The organism is Streptomyces omiyaensis (assembly GCF_014650895.1).
GTDB classification, from domain to species: domain Bacteria; phylum Actinomycetota; class Actinomycetes; order Streptomycetales; family Streptomycetaceae; genus Streptomyces; species Streptomyces omiyaensis.
This window is the reverse complement of the sequence record NZ_BMVV01000015.1, coordinates 21,243-35,873: the sequence shown is the minus strand read 5'-3', so window position 1 is coordinate 35,873 and position 14,631 is coordinate 21,243. Positions and strand designations below refer to the sequence as shown.

The window sequence follows — 14,631 nt, the reverse complement described above, 5'->3', positions numbered from 1 at the left end:
GAGACCGGCACCACCGTGCCCGCGCGCTACCAGGCGGCAGAAAGGCCAGGACCGTGGCGTCCACGGTCGTCTCCGAGAAGCGGCCCGGCTACGGGCAGCTGCTGCGCACCCCCGGTGCGCTCTCCTTCCTGATCCCCGGGTTCGCCGCCCGGCAGCCCTTCGCGATGCTCACCATCGGCATCGTCCTGCTCGTCCAGCACACCACCGGTTCCTACGGCAGCGCCGGCGCCGTCGCCGCCGTCACCGGTGTCTCCATGGCGGTCTTCGCCCCGCAGTCCGGCAAGCTCGCCGACCGCTACGGCCAGCGGGCCGTGCTCGTCCCGGGCGTCCTCGTCCACTCCGCCTCCGTCTCGCTGCTCGTCGTGCTCGCGCTGGCCGGCGCCCCGCTGTGGGCGCTGTTCCTCGCCGCGGTGCCCGCCGGCGCCTCCGTCCCGCAGGTCGGTCCCATGGTCCGGGCCCGCTGGGCGGCCAAGCTCGACGGCACGCCCCTGATGCCGACCGCGGCGGCCTTCGAGTCGGTCACCGACGAGTTCACCTTCGTCGTCGGCCCGGTCCTCGCCACCGCCCTGTGCACCGGCGTCCACCCGGCCGCCGGCCTGATCACCGAAGCCGCCCTCACCCTCGTCGGCGGCCTCTTCTTCGCCGCCCAGCGCGCCACCCAGCCCGCGTACGGCCTGCTCGCCGCCGCCGGCCGCGCCGACGGCGAACCCCACCGCTCGGCGCTCTCCGTCCCCGGCGTCCGCGTCCTGATCGTCGCCTTCCTCGGGATCGGCGCCGTCTTCGGCGGCATGCAGGTCTCGCTCACCGCCTTCAGCGAGGAGATCGGCAACCCGGGCGCCAACGGCCTGCTGTACGGCGTCTTCGCGGCCGGCAACATGCTCGCCGGCATCGCCATGGGCGCCATCGCCTGGAAGTCCGGCCCCCGCCGCCGCCTGATCCTCGGCTACACCGGCCTCACCTTCGCCGCGTCCCTGCTGTGGACCGCCCACTCGGTGGTGCTGCTCGGCGCCCTCGGCCTCGTCGTCGGCCTCTGCATCGCCCCGGCCCTGATCACCGGCTACACCATCGTCGAGACCCTGATCCCGGCCTCCGCCCGCACCGAGGCGTTCACCTGGCTCACCGGCGCCGTCGCCCTCGGCCAGGCCCTGGCCGTCACGGTCGCCGGACGCCTCGCCGACGCCCACGGCTCCGGCGCCGGATTCCTCGTCCCGGCCGCCGGCACCGCGCTGGCCTTCGTCACGCTCGTCGCCCTGCGCGGGAAGCTCAGGCCGCGCGAGTCGAGCCGGGTCGCCGCACGGGTCACGGCACGTGGTGTCGGTCACCGCGTGCCGGTGACGGTGGACTGAACCCGCGGAATACGTCACTATGGAACGTCGTTAGCACTCGATGAGTGTGAGTGCCAGGAGGAAGACTAGTGCCGACCTACCAGTACCAGTGCACCGAGTGCGGCGAGGGCCTTGAGGCGGTCCAGAAGTTCACGGATGACGCGCTGACCGAGTGCCCCGCCTGCCACGGCCGCCTCAAGAAGGTTTTCTCGGCCGTCGGCATCGTCTTCAAGGGCTCCGGCTTCTACCGGAACGACAGCCGCGGCGCCTCGTCCAGCAGCTCCCCGGCCTCGAAGAGCTCGACGTCCACCACGACGTCCACCTCCTCGACCGCGTCGGACGCGAAGCCGGCCTCGTCGACGTCCGCCTCGACGTCCTCGTCGTCGCCCTCGACCCCGGCCGCCTGAGCCCACCCGCACAGCGCGCGTCACCCCGGCCCCGGCCCCCTCACGAGGGGGCCGGGGCCGCGGCATGCCCGGAGCGGGCCGGCGCCGGGCAGGGGTTCCTCGCCGGACGGCGGGGCCTGACGGAGGACAGGGTTCCTCCGGTGGGCCGGAGCCCGTCCGAGGGCAGGGATCCCGAAGGCCGGGGCTCGGCGGCGGGCGGGCGGCTGCGCAGGACCGGACTCGGCGGCGGGCGGCTGCGCAGGACCGGGCTCGGCGGCGGGCGGGCGGCTGCGTAGGGTGACGGCATGGCGACGACCGCGGGCACCGTCCCCGCCCCCGACGACGACCGCGCCGAGATCGGCGTGATCGGCGGATCCGGCTTCTACTCCTTCCTCGACGACGTCCGCGAGGTCACCGTCACCACCCCCTACGGCGACCCCAGCGACTCCCTCTTCCTCGGCGAGGTGGCCGGCCGCCGCGTCGCCTTCCTCCCCCGCCACGGCCGCGGCCACCGCATCCCCCCGCACCGGATCGACTACCGCGCCAACCTCTGGGCACTCCGCTCCGTCGGCGTCCGCCAGGTCCTCGGCCCCTGCGCCGTCGGCGGACTGCGCCCCGAGTACGGCCCCGGCACCCTCCTCGTCCCCGACCAGCTGATCGACCGGACGAAGAACCGCGCCCAGACCTACTTCGACGGCGAGCCCCGCCCCGACGGCGCCGTCCCCCGCGTCGTCCACGTCTCCTTCGCCGACCCCTACTGCCCCGACGGACGCCAGGCCGCCGTCAAGGCCGCCCGCGGCCGCGACTGGCAGGCCGTCGACGGCGGCACCCTCGTCGTCGTCGAAGGCCCCCGCTTCTCCACCCGCGCCGAGTCCCGCTGGCACGCGGCCAACGGCTGGTCCGTCGTCGGCATGACCGGCCACCCCGAAGCCGTCCTCGCCCGCGAACTCGGCCTCTGCTACACCTCCCTCGCCCTCGTCACCGACCTCGACGCGGGCACCGAGACCGGCGAGGGCGTCTCCCACACCGAGGTCCTGCGCGTCTTCGGCGCGAACATCGGCCGGCTCCGCGACGTCCTCTTCGACGCCATCGCCGCCCTCCCCGCCACGGTGGACCGCGACTGTCTCTGCACCCATGCCCACGACGGCTGGGACCTCGGCATCGAACTGCCGTAGAACCCGCCGAAACCACCTGGGGGAGTGGGCCCGTCGTCCACAACCGGCCGGCCGTCCACAGGCCGGAGCGGGGCGGCGGGACCGGCGGGAGAGTGGGCGCATGAACACGAACCGGCCGTCCACCCCCGTCCCCGCCCCCTGCGAGGTCCCGGACTTCCCGCCGCTGCGGGTCCGCGGCACCCGCTTCCGGCCCCGCGTCCGGCCCCGGCTCCGCCGCGCCCCCGGCGCGCTCCTCGCCCTGCCCGCCGCCGCCCTCGCCCTGGCCGCCGCGCTCCCCGGCACGGCCGGCCCGCCCCACCCCGGGTCACGCCCCGCGGCGGCACCCGCGGCCCGCTCCCCCGCCCCCGTCCGGCTCGTCTCCGCGCCGGTCCGGATCGCGGACGCGGAGGCCGTCCGGCTCCTGCGCGCCGGCGACCGGGTGGACGTCATCGCCGCCGCGGCCGCCGGCTCCCTCCCGGGCGGCGGCGGAAGCGCGGTGCGGGTGATGGCGCGGGGCGCCCGGGTGGCCGAAGTCCCGCGCACGGACGAGACTCGCACCGACGGAGGGGCGTTGATCGTCCTGACCGTGCCCCGGGCGACCGCGACGGCGCTGGCCGGTGCCGGTGTCACCTCCCAACTGGCGGTGACATGGCACTGATTCGCACTGACTCGCTGTCAAGTCACCGTCCCGTGTGTACGGATTGGACTGTTCTGCGCCCTCCACGGCCTAATGACTCCGCAGACAGCACCACACCCGTAGAAAGGCACCTCGGTGGCCGAGAAGAAGGAAAGCGTGATGGCGGGCTTCAAGGCCTTCCTGATGCGCGGAAACGTGATCGACCTCGCGGTGGCGGTCGTCATCGGTGCCGCGTTCACCAACATCGTGAACTCGGTGGTCAAGGGCATCATCAACCCGATCGTGGGCGCCTTCGGCACCAAGGACCTGGAGAGCTACGCGAGCTGCATCAAGGACCCCTGCCGGATCGTCGACGGGGAGATGCAGGGCATCCAGCTCCAGTGGGGCCTGGTGCTGAGCGCCATCCTCAGCTTCCTCATCACCGCGGCCGTCGTCTACTTCCTCATGGTCCTGCCGATGGCCAAGGTCCTCGCCAAGCGTGCCGCGCACGACAAGGCGAAGGAGGGCGTGGGCGAGGTGATGGAGGTCAGCGAGCTGGAGGTGCTCAAGGAGATCCGCGACCACCTGGTCGCGCAGCGCGGCCCGGGCGGCAACCAGGCGACGCACTCCACCCCCTGACCGGAGCGGCGCCCCGGCGTCAGAGGTGGTGCGGCGGCTTCTCGTCGAGGAAGCGCGCGAGGTCGCCGGCGCTCCCGCCGGCCGGAGGCCGCTCACCCCACCCGCGGTCCGTGTCGTCCGCGGACTGCGCGTCCAGCGGATCGTCGAAGACGATCACCGGCTTCGGAGCGTTCTCGGAATTCGGCCGAATGCCGTGCGGCTTCGCGTCTCGCGGTCCGTGGGCGGGGGCGGTGCTCATGTCTTCAGGGTACGCCCGCTCCCCCGCCCCCGGCCCTTCCCCTCGGCGGCCCCGCCGTCAGCGGTCCTTCGGGTCCAGCGCCCACAGACCCAGGACCACCAGGAACGACAGGACGAGGAATCCCGCGCCCCACCACGCGGTGCCGGTGTCGCCGGACATCCACTCGTCCACCACGATGGTCAGCCCCCACAGCTGGCCGATCAGCACCGTGAGCGCCAGCGCCAGCCGCGCCGACAGCTTCGAGGAACGCTCCGGTTCCTGCTCCGTGCCCGCCCCGGGCCCCGGCCCGGTGTGCCGGATCCGCGGGTCGCCGTAGCCGCTGGTGGGCCGGATCTGCGGATAGCGCTCGTACACCGGCCTGTTCAGCCGCGGCTGCGCGCTCCCGGGGTGGTACGAGGGCGGCTGGGCCGGCGGCGGGCCGGCCGGCGGCCGCGGCGCCTCCGGGTCCCGGGGGAAGGGTGCGTCCGTCATGACCGCTCACTCCTCTCGGCGGCGGCACCGGGTCCCGAGACGCCTTGGCACAGGCGCAGGGCGTCGCCCTGCTGGCGGCAGAGTCCCTCCTGGAGGCTCTCGCCGGAGCGGGCGGTGCCGATGGCCCAGACGCTGCCGTCGAGCTGCTCGATCAGGATCACCTTCGGCAGGCCGCGCGGCGGCGGCCCCGCGGTGACCGCTCCCGTACGGGCGTCGAAGATCCCCTCGTGGCAGGGGCAGTACAGCTCGCCCTCACTGCCCCGGTCCTTGCGCCACAGGACGGCGCAGGCCAGGTGGGTGCAGACGGCGGAGTAGCCGGCGAGGGTTCCGTCCTCCATGCGGACCGCGATGGCCCGGTCCTCGTCGCCGGGGTAGCGGAAGGCGAGGGACTCGCCGGGCAGGATCCGGTCGGCGATCCGCTTGGGCTGCGGGGTGCCGTCGGCGTCGCCGTGGCGGTGCAGGATGCCGGAGGCGACGGCGACACCGCCGACGGCGAGACCCCCGGAGACGGTGGCGACGATCCGCAGGTAGTCGCGGCGGGTGGTGAGGGAGTCGGCGGCGATCCGGTCGCGGAGCGCCTCCTGGGCGGCGTCGGCACCGGCGTCCGGCGCGGGCGGCTGCGGGTCGGTGACGCTCATCGCACGCCCTCCTGTCGCGCGCCGCCGCCCTGGTTCGGGTTCGCTCCGCTCACGTCCACTCCGTTGATCTCGACGACGGGAAGCCCCCCGGGCACGGGCCACTGGACCTTGTCGGCGGGGACGACCATGGCCACGCCGGTCTGGACGACGACGTCGCCGAAGGTGAAGGAGTCGGCGACCTGGACGCCGGGGCGCTCGGCACGGAGCTCGTCGAGGGTGCCGTAGAAGAGGGCGCCGGTGGGGCAGACGGTGGCGCACATGGGGGCGAGACCGTAGGCGGTGCGGTCGTAGCAGAGGTTGCACTTCATCTGGAGCTTCGCCTGGAGGTCGATCTTCGGGACCCCGAAGGGGCAGGCGTTGACGCAGTTGGCGCAGCCGATGCAGCGGGTGGTGTCGGCCTGCTGCACCACGCCGTCGGCGGTCACCAGGATCGCGTCGGCGGGGCAGACCTCGGCGCAGGGGGCGACGGGGTCCTCGCAGTGCATGCAGACGGTGGGGAGGGAGGCGACGGAGTGGCCCTCGTCGGTGTAGTCGAGGTGGATCATCGACTTGCCGCGGTGCGAGTCGCATTCGCGGCAGGCGGAGACACAGGCCTGGCAGCCGATGCAGCGGCCCGGGTCGATGAAGATCGTGCGGCCCATCATGTGCGGTCAGCTCCTCTCCGCGGTGCCCCGGCCCTGCGGGGACGTGGGCGGCAGGGGGTCGGTGCGGGAGACCTGGGTCTCGGGGTAGGCGGGCCGCCCCGGGGCCGTCGGCGGCGCGGGGACCTCGTCGACGCGTTCGGCGGCCTCGATGCGGGCCGCGCAGACCTTGTACTCGGGGATCTTCGAGCGGGGGTCGAGGGCGTCGATGGTGAGGGCGTTCGCCGCGGTGGGGACGGGCCAGTGGTAGGGGACGAAGACGGTGTCGGGGCGGATGGCCTCGGTGACCAGGGCCGGGAAGACCTCGCTGCCGCGGCGGGTGACGACGCGGACCGGGTCGCCGTTGCGGAAGCCGTGCGAGGGGTGGACCTCGACCCAGGGGCGGGGCGTCTGCTCGACGAGGGCGCCGAGCCGGCGGGTCTGGTTGCCGGAGAGGAAGTGGGCGACGGTGCGGCCGGTGGTGAGCGAGAGGGGGTACTCCTCGCTGTAGGGGTCCATCGGCGGGTGCCACTCGACGACCTGCATGTGGATCCTGCCGTCGGGGTGGTAGGTGCGTCCGTCCTCGAAGAGGCGGGGGGTGCCGGGGTGCTCGGTGGTCGGGCAGGGCCAGGCGATGCCGCCGGTCTCCTCCAGGCGCTCGTAGGTGATGCCGTAGTAGTCGTTGACGGTGCCGGCGGAGGCGATCCGCAGCTCCTCGAAGACGGCGCGGGAGTCGGGGAAGGCGAACTTGTCGCCGGCGCCGAGCCGCTTGGCGAGCTCGCACATGACCCAGGTGTCGGTGCGGACGCCGGCCGGGGGTTCCTGGGCCTTGTTGTGCTTGACGACGCGGGCCTCGGCGTTGGCCATGACGCCCTCGTCCTCGGCCCAGACGGTGACGGGGAAGACGACGTGGGCGTTGGCGGCGGTCTCGGAGAGGAAGAAGTCGAACTGGGCGTGGAACTGGAGGGTGTCGTAGCCCTCCTTGACCGTGGCGTAGTTCGGCAGGGAGACGAAGGGGTTGTTGCAGATGCCGATGAGGCCGCGGATCTCGGCGCGCTGCATCTGCCAGACCATCTCCATCATGGAGGTGCCGGCGGCGGGGAGTTCGGACTCCTCGATGCCCCAGATCTCGCAGATCTGGCGGCGGTGCTCGGGGTTGGAGATGGAGCGTCCGCCGGGGAGGAGGTCGGACTTCTGGCCGTGTTCGCGGCCGCCCTGGCCGTTGCCCTGGCCGGTGATGGTGCCGTAGCCGGCGCCGGGCTTGCCGATGTTCCCGGTGGCGACGCAGAGGTTGATGATGGTCAGGCAGTTCTCGACGCCCTGGGAGTGGTGCTCGACGCCGCGGGCGTGCCAGGCCATGGCCCTGTCCGCGCCGGCGAACATGCGGGCGACCTGGACGATCTGCTCCTCGGGGACGCCGCAGATCGGGGCGGAGCGGGACGGCGGGTACTGGGCGACGGTGGCCTTGACCTCGTCCCAGCCTGTGGTGCGGTCGGCGAGGTAGGCCTCGTCGGTGAGCCCCTCGGCGACGATGACGTGCAGGACGGCGTTGAAGAAGGCCGAGTCGGTGCCGGGCTTGAGGGCGACGTGGACGTCGGCGGTGCGGGCGATGGCCGTCTGCCGGGGGTCCACCACGATGAGGGTGGCACCGCGGTCGCGGGCCCCCCACAGGTACTGGGTCATCACCGGGAAGCACTCGCCGACGTTGGAGCCGGCGATGAGGAGGCAGTCGGTGAGGAGGATGTCGGAGAAGGGGTTGCCGGCCCGGTCGATGCCGAAGGCGAGCTTGTTGGCGCCGGCGGCGGAGACCATGCAGAGGCGCCCGTTGTAGTCGACGTGCTTGGTCTTCAGCGCGACCCGGGCGAACTTCCCGACGAGGTAGGTCTTCTCCGAGTAGAGGCTGGCGCCGCCGAGCAGGCCGAAGGCGTCGTTGCCGTACTCGCCCTGGATGCGGCGGATCTCGGCGACGGTGTGGTCGAGCGCCTCCTCCCAGCTGACCGGGCGGAACTCCTCGTCCCGGTTGCGGCGCATGAGCGGGGAGGTCAGCCGGTCGGGGTGGTTGACCTGCTGGTAGGCGTTGATGCCCTTGGGGCAGAGCCGCATCCGGTTGATGTCGTGGTTGCGGGGTTCGACGCCGAAGACCTTCCCCGCGCGGTCGACCCGCAGGTACATGCCGCACTGCACGCCGCAGAAGCAGCAGTGGGTGGGGACGAGGGTCTCCCCGTTCTGGTCGGCGTGCCAGCGGTCGGCGGGGATGCCCCCGGCGTCGCGGAAGTTCCGGGTGCCGGGCGGCGCGACGGAGGGATCGAGCGGCAGCGCGCGGGACGGGTCGGTCGCGGTCACTTACTTGAAGCCCTTCTTGACGTGGGTGAGGTAGGCGTTGCCGCGGAGGACGCGCTTGCAGCGGGGGCAGTACTCGGCCCACGCGTCGAAGTCGAGCTTGAGGTCCTGCATGGTGCCGCGCAGGTTCTCGACGTACTCGGGGGTGTCGATGGGTTCGTGGCAGCGGCGGCAGGTCTGGAGCTCCTCGCCGGCGCCGTCCTTGCGGCGGGAGGTGTACTTGAAGAGCTGCATGCCGACGGCGGCGGGCCGCTGGACGATGTGGAAGAACTTCCCGAAGGGGATGTAGATGAGGGTGAAGACGACCGAGACCATGTGGAGGATCGCCAGGAACTCGTAGCCGCCGCCGTGCAGGAAGATCGACGAGAAGGTGAGCAGCAGGCCGGTGACCGAGATGACGATCAGGGCGATCAGCGGGATCAGGTCGTAGGCGAAGCGCTGGCCGGTGACGGCGCCGCGGTCCTTCATGCGGCGCCACAGGAAGTAGGAGGCGCCGGCGATGACGAGGACGGCGGCGATGTCGAGGCCGTGGAACATCAGCCAGCCGATGATGTTGAGCGCGTTGAAGCCGAGGACCTTGATGCCCCAGATCCGCATCTCGTAGCCGGGGCCGTCGCCGGTGTTCGAGGTGAAGGTGAACCAGCCCCAGGTGAGGGGGAAGGTGATGAGCGCGGCGAGGACGCAGCCCCAGAAGAGGAGCTGGTGGGCGGCCCAGCGGGCGTGCGAGCGGGCGCCGAGGAACTTCTGGAAGCCGAGGTAGGTGGCGATCATCCTCGGCAGGGCGGTGGGCGCCCTGCGGAAGTTGGCGACGGAGAAGAAGGAGCGCCAGCCCTGCCGGAAGAGCCGCCGGGCACCGGGGGCGGAGACCCAGACGGTGTAGCGGTAGGCGACGCCGAAGGCGAGGAAGACGGTGGCGACGGCGTAGGGGAGCAGGGCCGAGTCGAAGTCGCGGAGCAGCCGGCTGCCGAAGACGATCGCGAGGATCAGCAGGACGGAGACGGCGGTGCCGGCGAGGACGGCGCGGCGGCGCACGGCGGCGGGGGTCTGGGGCGCGCGGGCTTCCGGGACCGGGGCGGTCGCCTCCGGCTCGGGAGTGGTGGGCTCGGCGGTCTGCGGTGGCTCGGTCACGGGGCCACGGTAGGACTTATGTGCCCTTTGAGCCCGTTTTGAGCTATTGGAGAGTGAACGCGTCGCCCGGGGTGCCGCCCGGGACCGTCAGACGGCGTTCAGGCCGTGGGAGCGGAAGACCTCGCGGACGGCCGCCACCTGCCCGGGGGTGGGCGACGGGGTGTCGTGGAGGGTGAACGGCATGTCCAGCGCCTGCCATTTGGCCTCGCCCAGCTTGTGGAAGGGGAGGACGTCGACCCGGGAGACGTTGCCGAGGCCGCCGGCGAAGGCGGCGACGCCCTCGACGTTGGCGGGGTCGTCGGTGAGGCCGGGGACGAGGACGAAGCGGACGTGCACGTCCCGGCCGAGGTCGGCGAGGCGGCGGGCGAAGTCCAGGGTCGGCTTCAGCGGCCGGCCGGTGACCCTGCGGTACGTCTCCGGGTCCCAGGACTTGATGTCGAGGAGGACGAGGTCGGCGTCGCGCAGCAGGGCGTCGGTGGCGCGGACGCCGAGGAAGCCGGAGGTGTCGAGGGCGGTGTGCAGGCCCAGCTCGTGCTTCATGCGGTGCAGCAGCTCGCCGGTGAAGACGGGCTGGAGGAGCGGTTCGCCCCCGGAGAGGGTGGCGCCGCCGCCGGAGGCGGAGATGAAGCGGACATACTTGGAGGCCTCGGCGATCACGTCGTCGGCGGAGGTCCGCTTGCCGCTGCGCATCTTCCACGTGTCGGGGTTGTGGCAGTAGAGGCAGGTCAGCGGGCAGCCGGAGAGGAAGGTGACGAAGCGGGTGCCGGGTCCGTCGACGCCGGTGGACAGGTCCCAGGAGTGCACCGAGCCCTCGGAGGGGCGGTGGGTCGCGGCGGCGGCCGGGGTGGCGGCCTGGACCGGGGTGGCGGGCCGGACGGGGATGTCCGGGCCGAGCAGCGTGGCCATGGCAGGGCCTCCTGGGAGGGAGCGGGGCGGGGGTGGTGGGGGCGCGGTCCCGGGGCCGGGGTGAGGGCCGTGGCCCCGGGCCGCGCGGAGGGGGTGCTACAGCGACCCGTGGAAGGTGCGGTTCAGCACGTCGAGCTGCTGCTCGCGGGTGAGGCGGACGAAGTTCACGGCGTAGCCCGAGACCCGGATGGTGAGCTGCGGGTAGTTCTCCGGGTGCTCCATGGCGTCCATCAGCACGTCCCGGTCGAGGACGTTGACGTTCATGTGGAACCCGTCGCTCGCCATGTAGCCGTCGAGCACGCCCGCCAGGTTCCCGATCCGCTCCTCGGGGGTGCGGCCCAAGCCGTCGGGGGTGACGGTGTTGGTGAGCGAGATGCCGTCCTCGGCGTCCTCGTACGGCAGCTTCGCGACCGACAGGGCGGAGGCGACGTAGCCGTGGGTGTCGCGGCCGTTCATGGGGTTGGCGCCCGGGGAGAAGGGCTCGCCGGCCCGGCGCCCGTCGGGGGTGTTGCCGGTCTTCTTGCCGTAGACCACGTTCGAGGTGATGGTCAGGACGGACTGGGTGTGCTCGGCGTTCCGGTAGGTGGGGTGCTTGCGCACCTTCCGCATGAACTCCTCGACCAGCCAGACGGCGATCCCGTCGACCCGCTCGTCGTTGTTGCCGTAGGCGGGGTAGTCGCCGTCGATCACGTAGTCGGTGGCGAGGCCGGTCTCGTCGCGGACGGGGCTGACCTTCGCGTACTTGATCGCGGCGAGCGAGTCGGCGGCGACCGAGAGGCCGGCGATGCCGCAGGCCATGGTCCGGCGCACGTCACGGTCGTGGAGGGCCATCTCCAGGCGCTCGTAGGCGTACTTGTCGTGCATGTAGTGGATGACGTTCAGCGCGTGGACGTAGACGTCCGCGAGCCACTCCATCTGCTCGTCGAACCTGTCCATCACCTCGTCGTAGTCGAGGACCTCGGAGGTGAGGGCGCCGGTGGCGGGACCGACCTGGGCGCCGGACTTCTCGTCGCGGCCGCCGTTGATCGCGTACAGCAGCGTCTTGGCGAGGTTCACCCGGGCGCCGAAGAACTGCATCTGCTTGCCGACCGGCATCGCCGAGACGCAGCAGGCGATGGCGGTGTCGTCGCCGAAGCGCGGCCGCATCAGCTCGTCCGACTCGTACTGGACGGAGGAGGTGTCGATGGAGACCCTGGCGCAGAACTCCTTGAAGCCCTGCGGCAGCCGCGGCGACCAGAAGACGGTCATGTTCGGCTCGGGCGCCGGGCCGAGGTTGTAGAGCGTCTGGAGGTAGCGGAAGGAGGTCTTCGTGACCAGCGGCCGTCCGTCCTCGCCCATGCCTCCGATCGACTCGGTGACCCAGGTGGGGTCGCCGGAGAACAGCTCGTCGTACTCGGGGGTGCGCAGGAAGCGCACGATGCGGAGCTTGATGATGAAGTCGTCGACGAGCTCCTGGGCCTGCTCCTCGGTGAGGAGGCCGGCCTCGATGTCCCGCTGGAGGTAGACGTCGACGAAGGTGGAGGTGCGGCCCAGCGACATCGCGGCGCCGTTCTGCTCCTTCACGGCGGCCAGGTAGGCGAAGTACAGCCACTGGATCGCCTCGCGGCCGGTGGCGGCGGGGCCGGAGACGTCGTGCCCGTACGAGGCGGCCATGGCCTTCAGCTCGCCGAGGGCGCGCATCTGCTCGGAGAGCTCCTCGCGGAGCCGGATGGTCTCCTCCAGCGAGCGGTCGCCGGCCGGGAGGACGTCGAGCTCGGCCTTCTCCTCCTTCTTGACCCGGAGGAGGCGGTCGACGCCGTAGAGGGCGACGCGGCGGTAGTCGCCGATGATGCGGCCGCGGCCGTAGGCGTCGGGGAGGCCGGTGACGATGCCGGCCTTGCGGGCGGCGCGGATCTCCGGGGTGTAGGCGTCGAAGACGCCGGCGTTGTGGGTCTTGCGGTACTCGGTGAAGACCTTCTCCAGCTCCTCGGAGACCGGGTAGCCGTAGGTCTCCAGGGCGCCGGCGACCATCCGCCAGCCGCCGTAGGGCATGATCGCCCGCTTCAGCGGGGCGTCGGTCTGGAGGCCGACGATCAGGTCCTTGTCGCGGTCGATCCAGCCGGGGGCGTGGGCGGTGATGGTGGAGGGGATGTCGTACGCGACGTCGTGGACGCCCTTGGCCCGCTCCTCCGGGAACCTGTCCGTGATCGCCTTCCACACGGCGGTGGTCCGCCCGGTGGGGCCGGCGAGGAAGGAGTCGTCGCCCTCGTACGGGGTGTAGTTCTGCTGGATGAAGTCGCGGACGTCGATGGCGTCGCGCCAGAGCCCGCCCTTGAAGCCCTTCCAGGCCCGCTCGGTCACCGTCGTCTCCGCAGGGGTCGCAGTCACTTCCCGCACCGCCTTCTTCGATTCATTCGATCGCGTCGTTGCTTACCTTCATTCCACTCCTTTTGATCGATCATTTGTGGCGGCATTGGTCACCGGCGGAGGGCCCTAGGTCCCCTTTCCGGGCATGCGGAAAGGCCCCGCCGTGGCGGGACCTTTCGCGCGGGTTTCCGGAGCCCGCCGGAGCGGACCACCGGGGTCGGTCAGCTGGGCGCCTCGGCGCCCTTGCGGGCGTAGAACCACCAGGTCACGACCATGCAGCTGACGTAGAAGGCGACGAAGCCCCACATCGCGCTGGTGACGGCGACCGAGCCGAAGAGCGCCGGGATGAAGAAGAATCCGTAGGCCGCGATCGCGGAGGTGAAGCCGGTGACCGCGCCCGATTCCATCTCGGCCTGCTTGAGGGCCTTGGTGTATTCGGGGGTGCCCTCGGCGAGGCCCTTCAGGTGGGTGCCGCGGAAGATCACCGGGATCTGGCGGAAGGTCGATCCGTTGCCGATGCCGGAGAAGAAGAACGCGGCGAGGAAGCAGAAGAAGAAGCCGTAGAAGTTGCCGCCGTCGCCGCCCAAGGGCAGGAAGTCGATCACGCCGATGATCGCGGCGGCCATGCCGACGAAGGAGAGGATGGTGACCCGGGCGCCGCCCCACTTGTCGGCGATCCAGCCGCCGGCCCAGCGGGCGAGGGCGCCCACGGCCGGGCCCATCCAGGCGTAGGTGGCGACCGAGTAGTCGGGGAAGGTGGTCTTGATCAGCATCGGCAGGGCCGCGGCGAAGCCGATGAAGGAGCCGAAGGTGCCGACGTACAGCCAGGTCATCAGCCAGTTGTGCTTGCGCTTGAAGATGACCTTCTGCTGCTTGAACGGGGTGGAGGCGACCTTCAGGTCGTTCTGGCCGAACCAGGCGACGGCGGCCAGGACCAGCAGGATGGGAACCCAGAGGAAGGCGGCGTTCTGGAGATAGACGGGGGTGCCGTCGGCCTTGTGCTGGGCGGAGCCGATCGCGATCGTCGACCAGGTGATGACGATCGGGGTCAGCAGCTGCACGACGGAGACGCCGAGGTTGCCGAGACCGCCGTTGATGCCGGTCGCGCTGCCCTTCTTCGCCTTGGGGAAGAAGAAGCCGATGTTGGCGAGCGAGGAGGCGAAGTTGGCGCCGCCGATGCCGCAGAGGGCGGCGATGACGACCATCACGGTGTACGGGGTGGTCGGGTCCTGGATGGCGATGCCCAGCCAGATCAGCGGGACGATCAGCACGGCGGTCGACAGGGCGGTGAACCGCCGCTGGCCGATCATCGGGCCGAGGAAGGTGTAGAAGATGCGGGCCGTGCCGCCGGTCAGGCCCGGGATGGCCGTCAGCCAGAACAGCTGCGAGGTCGAGAAGCCGAAGCCGACGTCCTTCAGGTTGGTCGCCGTGACGGACCAGACCTGCCAGACGACGAAGGCGACGAGGAGGGCCGGGACCGCGATCCACAGGTTGCGGCCGGCGACCTTCCTGCCGAACGACTTCCAGAACAGCTCGTTCTCCGGCTCCCAGTCCGTGATGGTCCGGCCGGGGCGGTACTGCTCCGCGTCGTACGAGGCGGGCGACCCGCCCGTGGTTCTGCTGTCCTGGACTACGGAACTCATGGCGCTTCCCTGACTTCCCTGACGTTTACGAGCCCTTTCGAGGCTTCTTCCTTGCCTTTCCAGGCTGCTCCTCGGTTCTGGCGCGTCGTCAGTGCCGATGGTCGCCGCCCCGGACGGGCCTAGGTCGGCTGCCGGGGCGGCCATAGGTCCCGGGGGCGGGGGCCGGTCGGACCTCCTGCGC

At 71.7% G+C, this 14,631-nt stretch carries 14 protein-coding genes; 5 read left to right on the top strand and 9 right to left on the bottom strand.

The window, feature by feature from the left end:
- Positions 1-53 precede the first annotated feature (53 nt).
- The 5 genes from IE287_RS23545 (at position 54) to mscL (ending at position 4,120) form a co-directional block, all read left to right on the top strand.
- Positions 54-1,346: an MFS transporter gene (locus IE287_RS23545; protein ID WP_189851160.1), complete on the top strand. Its 1,293-nt coding sequence runs from the start codon at positions 54-56 to the stop codon at positions 1,344-1,346.
- A 68-nt stretch (positions 1,347-1,414) separates the two neighbouring features.
- Positions 1,415-1,732, top strand: a complete 318-nt coding sequence (locus tag IE287_RS23540) for an FmdB family zinc ribbon protein (RefSeq protein ID WP_189851159.1) — start codon at positions 1,415-1,417, stop codon at positions 1,730-1,732.
- 284 nt (positions 1,733-2,016) lie between these two features.
- Positions 2,017-2,886 (top strand): S-methyl-5'-thioadenosine phosphorylase, encoded by an 870-nt coding sequence (locus tag IE287_RS23535; RefSeq protein ID WP_189851158.1) that lies wholly within the window; start codon positions 2,017-2,019, stop codon positions 2,884-2,886.
- A gap of 100 nt (positions 2,887-2,986) precedes the next feature.
- A complete protein-coding gene (locus IE287_RS23530) occupies positions 2,987-3,523 on the top strand; it encodes a hypothetical protein (RefSeq protein WP_189851157.1) in 537 nt (178 codons plus the stop codon).
- A gap of 138 nt (positions 3,524-3,661) precedes the next feature.
- Positions 3,662-4,120, top strand: a complete 459-nt coding sequence (gene mscL, locus IE287_RS23525; protein WP_229883674.1) for a large conductance mechanosensitive channel protein MscL — start codon at positions 3,662-3,664, stop codon at positions 4,118-4,120.
- A gap of 19 nt (positions 4,121-4,139) precedes the next feature.
- On the opposite strand, the gene IE287_RS23520 is transcribed toward mscL, so the two are convergent.
- From IE287_RS23520 to IE287_RS23480, 9 genes are all read right to left on the bottom strand, one after another.
- Positions 4,140-4,358, bottom strand: coding sequence for a hypothetical protein (locus IE287_RS23520; protein ID WP_189851155.1), 219 nt, complete (start codon positions 4,356-4,358; stop codon positions 4,140-4,142).
- 57 nt (positions 4,359-4,415) lie between these two features.
- Positions 4,416-4,829 (bottom strand): hypothetical protein, encoded by a 414-nt coding sequence (locus IE287_RS23515; RefSeq protein WP_189851154.1) that lies wholly within the window; start codon positions 4,827-4,829, stop codon positions 4,416-4,418.
- The gene (locus IE287_RS23510) at positions 4,826-5,467 is read right to left on the bottom strand and encodes a QcrA and Rieske domain-containing protein (protein ID WP_189851153.1); all 642 of its coding nucleotides are present in this window, start codon (positions 5,465-5,467) and stop codon (positions 4,826-4,828) included. Before IE287_RS23510 ends, IE287_RS23515 begins: the two co-directional genes overlap by 4 nt.
- Positions 5,464-6,111, bottom strand: coding sequence for a 4Fe-4S dicluster domain-containing protein (locus IE287_RS23505; RefSeq protein WP_189851152.1), 648 nt, complete (start codon positions 6,109-6,111; stop codon positions 5,464-5,466). The genes IE287_RS23510 and IE287_RS23505 overlap by 4 nt, the downstream gene beginning before the upstream one ends.
- Before the next feature lie 6 nt (positions 6,112-6,117).
- Positions 6,118-8,430 carry a molybdopterin oxidoreductase family protein gene (locus IE287_RS23500; RefSeq protein WP_189851151.1) on the bottom strand — a complete coding sequence of 771 codons (2,313 nt, stop codon included), beginning with the start codon at positions 8,428-8,430 and terminating at the stop codon, positions 6,118-6,120.
- Complete coding sequence (locus IE287_RS23495; RefSeq protein WP_189851150.1) at positions 8,431-9,555, bottom strand: TMEM165/GDT1 family protein; 1,125 nt, start codon at positions 9,553-9,555, stop codon at positions 8,431-8,433.
- An 87-nt stretch (positions 9,556-9,642) separates the two neighbouring features.
- Complete coding sequence (gene pflA / locus IE287_RS23490; protein ID WP_189851149.1) at positions 9,643-10,461, bottom strand: pyruvate formate-lyase-activating protein; 819 nt, start codon at positions 10,459-10,461, stop codon at positions 9,643-9,645.
- 96 nt (positions 10,462-10,557) lie between these two features.
- Positions 10,558-12,828, bottom strand: coding sequence for a formate C-acetyltransferase (pflB, locus tag IE287_RS23485; RefSeq protein ID WP_229883673.1), 2,271 nt, complete (start codon positions 12,826-12,828; stop codon positions 10,558-10,560).
- 200 nt (positions 12,829-13,028) lie between these two features.
- Positions 13,029-14,450 carry an MFS transporter gene (locus tag IE287_RS23480; protein WP_229883672.1) on the bottom strand — a complete coding sequence of 474 codons (1,422 nt, stop codon included), beginning with the start codon at positions 14,448-14,450 and terminating at the stop codon, positions 13,029-13,031.
- Positions 14,451-14,631 lie beyond the last annotated feature (181 nt).

Coding starts and splice junctions, on each gene's coding strand:
- IE287_RS23535 (WP_189851158.1), top strand. CDS start 2,017: ATGGCGACGACCGCGGGCACCGTCCCCGCCCCCGACGACGACCGCGCC.
- IE287_RS23530 (WP_189851157.1), top strand. CDS start 2,987: ATGAACACGAACCGGCCGTCCACCCCCGTCCCCGCCCCCTGCGAGGTC.
- mscL (WP_229883674.1), top strand. CDS start 3,662: ATGGCGGGCTTCAAGGCCTTCCTGATGCGCGGAAACGTGATCGACCTC.
- IE287_RS23520 (WP_189851155.1), bottom strand. CDS start 4,358: ATGAGCACCGCCCCCGCCCACGGACCGCGAGACGCGAAGCCGCACGGC.
- IE287_RS23515 (WP_189851154.1), bottom strand. CDS start 4,829: ATGACGGACGCACCCTTCCCCCGGGACCCGGAGGCGCCGCGGCCGCCG.
- IE287_RS23510 (WP_189851153.1), bottom strand. CDS start 5,467: ATGAGCGTCACCGACCCGCAGCCGCCCGCGCCGGACGCCGGTGCCGAC.
- IE287_RS23505 (WP_189851152.1), bottom strand. CDS start 6,111: ATGATGGGCCGCACGATCTTCATCGACCCGGGCCGCTGCATCGGCTGC.
- pflA (WP_189851149.1), bottom strand. CDS start 10,461: ATGGCCACGCTGCTCGGCCCGGACATCCCCGTCCGGCCCGCCACCCCG.
- IE287_RS23480 (WP_229883672.1), bottom strand. CDS start 14,450: ATGAGTTCCGTAGTCCAGGACAGCAGAACCACGGGCGGGTCGCCCGCC.